This window comes from Streptomyces sp. NRRL S-495, from assembly GCF_000966955.1.
GTDB classification, from domain to species: Bacteria; Actinomycetota; Actinomycetes; order Streptomycetales; family Streptomycetaceae; genus Kitasatospora; species Kitasatospora purpeofusca.
The window spans coordinates 1-2,706 of record NZ_JZWY01000786.1; the positions used below are offsets into that span (position 1 = coordinate 1).

Here is a 2,706-nt window from a genome sequence, read left to right on the forward strand (position 1 = left end):
CGATCCAGCCGACGACGGCCTGCGGGCCGCCGAAAGCACCGACCATCAGCGGGATAGTGACGAACGGGCCGATCCCGCACATCTGGCTCATGTTGATCGTGGTGGCCTGGAAGAGGCCGATTCTTCGGGTGAAGCCTGTGGACACGGGTGGCTCCATGAGGTGGGGGACGGAGCGGAGGAGGAGGCGGCGCGGGCATTAAGTTAAGGAACGTTACTTACACCGTCAAGAGTGCGCGCACCATCTCCTCGACCTCGCGCTCCGGCACCCCGCCCGGAACAGCACGGGGCCCGGCCTCCCCCGAAGGGAGGGCCGGGCCCAGCACTTCACCCGTTCACGGACCAACGGACCCACGGGCTCACGGACCCACGGGCTCACGGGCTCACGGGGCAGCGATTTGACGTATCGTCAATTCCCTTTCAGCGACCTCCCGAAAGCCCTTCGGCGGACGGCCGGTGACGCGCAGGACGGTGTCGGTGGTGCGGTCCTCGGCACCTTCGGCAATGGCGCGGTCCAGGTCCGCCAGCAGCGCGGCGAACCGGGCCGGCATCCGCTCGGCCAGGGCGGCGGTCAGCTCCTCCGGCGTCAGGTGCCGGTGCACGACGGGACGCCCGAGGACCTCCCCGGCGATCCGGGCGATGTCGTCGTAACCGAGGGCCTCCGGGCCGGTCAGCACCAGCTCGCGGTTGGGCGCCGGGTCGTCGGTGAGGGCGTGCGCGGCCACGGCGGCGATGTCCTCGGCATCCACGAAGCCGACCCGGCCGCCGCCGGTCGCGGTCCGGACGGCGCCCTCGCCGCGGATGCTCTCGGCGTGCGGGTGCGCGCCGGTGAAGTTCTGCATGAACCAGGACGGGCGCAGCACGGCCCACTCCGCGAACAGCCCGGGCAGCGCCTCGTGCACCGCACCCACCGCCGGTCCGCCCCTGGGCACGGCCGAGGAGCTCAGCAGGACGGCGCGGCGCAGGCCCGCCGCCCGGGCCAGGCGCAGGAACGGCAGCATGACCGGCGCCGGGTCCGGCTCTCCCACCGGGGGCACGAGGTAGACGCGGTCGCAGCCGACGAGGGCCTCGGCGAAGGTGGCGCGGTCGTACCAGTCGAAGCGCACCGGTTCCGCACCGGGAAGCGGGGTGGCGCCACGGGAGGCGGCCCTGACGGGGCGACCGGCCGCGACCAGTCGGGCGACGGTCCGGCTGCCGGTGGTCCCGGTGGCGCCGACGACCAGGGTGGCGGCGGTCGCAGCGGCGGTCATCGGGCGCTCCCCGCGGCGAGGCCGGTGCTTTCGGGCATGGGTGTCACAGACGTCTCCCTCCGAGACGATCCGGACCATCGGTCCGTTTCATTCCAGGAAGATACGGACCGACGGTCCGGATCGCAAACATCCTGATTGCCGAGGGAAGCGGGCCCCGACCGAACGGGCCCGTGCAGCACCAGGAAGCACCCCGCCCGGAAAGCGCCCCGGAGCGGCCGGTCAGCCCGCGTTGCGGCCGCTGACCAGGACGCGGTCGCCGAGGTGCTCGCTGTGGAAGCCGACCTCGGCCAGCAGTGCGGCGACGCGAAGAGTGGCCTGGAAGTGCCCCGAGCGGACAGCGGCGCCACCCTGCAGACGGGCGCCGTCGGCACCGGCCGCGCCGGACGGGTCTGACGCCGCACCCCGGGTCGCGGCCTGCCAGGAGACGATCACGCCGTGGACCCCGTCGGAGACCGTGGCACCACCGGTCCCGAGCACCGCGTCGGCCAGCGGGAGCCCCGCCGCGCGCAGCGTGGCGGTGACCGAGCCAAGGAGTGCGCGATGATCAGATAGCATGCAAATCAGTCTAATTACCAAATGACAGGTTAACTCCAGTCAAACGACTGATTTGCGCCTCAAGGGTGACAGCGCCGAAAATCCGGGCGCCGAAAACCGCCAGGATCCGGGCACAGAAATCCGGCAGGATCCGGGCATCAGAAGCCCCGGCGGACGGCCACCTGGCCGTCCGCCGCATCCGACCGTCACACACCTACCAGCGGTCGTGCACCAGCGGGCGGATCCGCGCGTCGTAGAGCTCGCGGACGGCAGCCAGCGTGCTGTCCGGCAGTGGCGGGAGCCCGGCGGCGGCCGCGTTGGCGACCGCCTGCGCGGGGTTGCGGGCGCCGGGGATGACGGCGGTGACGCCCGGCTGCTGGACGGCCCAGCGCAGGGCCGTCTGCGCCGCCGTCGCACCGGCGGGGGCGAGCCCGGCGAACGCGGCGGCCGCCTCGACGCCGGTCGCGAAGTCGACGCCGGAGAAGGTCTCGCCCTGGTCGAAGGCCTCGCCGTGGCGGTTGTAGGTCCGGTGGTCGTCCGCGGCGAACCGGGTCTGCGCGGTGTACCGGCCCGACAGGAGGCCGGAGGCCAGCGGCACTCGGGCCAGGATGCCGACCCCGGCCGCGGCGGCCGCCGGCAGCACCTCCTCCAGCGGCTTCAGCCGGAACGCGTTGAGGATGATCTGCACACTGGCCACCCCCGGGCGGGCGATCGCGGTCAGCGCCTCGGCACAGGTCTCCACACTGACCCCGTACGCGGCGATGCGCTGCTCCGCGACCAGGGTGTCGAGCGCGTCGTACACCTCGTCACTGGAGTACACCGGCGTCGGCGGACAGTGCAGCTGCACCAGGTCGAGCCGGTCGACGCCCAGATTGCTCCGCGAACGGTCCGACCAGGCGCGGAAGTTGGCGAGGCTGTAGTGCTC

3 protein-coding genes and 1 pseudogene are annotated in these 2,706 nt (G+C 72.6%); all 4 read right to left on the reverse strand.

Annotation, left to right across the window (positions count from 1 at the left end):
• A pseudogene (locus VR45_RS46190) lies at positions 1-157 on the reverse strand (amino acid permease); the annotation flags it as partial.
• A gap of 223 nt (positions 158-380) precedes the next feature.
• Positions 381-1,247: an NAD(P)H-binding protein gene (locus tag VR45_RS33475; RefSeq protein ID WP_045943665.1), complete on the reverse strand. Its 867-nt coding sequence runs from the start codon at positions 1,245-1,247 to the stop codon at positions 381-383.
• A 219-nt stretch (positions 1,248-1,466) separates the two neighbouring features.
• Positions 1,467-1,802, reverse strand: coding sequence for a hypothetical protein (locus tag VR45_RS33480; protein WP_053649412.1), 336 nt, complete (start codon positions 1,800-1,802; stop codon positions 1,467-1,469).
• A gap of 193 nt (positions 1,803-1,995) precedes the next feature.
• Positions 1,996-2,706: aldo/keto reductase (locus tag VR45_RS33485; RefSeq protein ID WP_045943667.1), on the reverse strand; the 711-nt coding region annotated here is incomplete at its 5' end.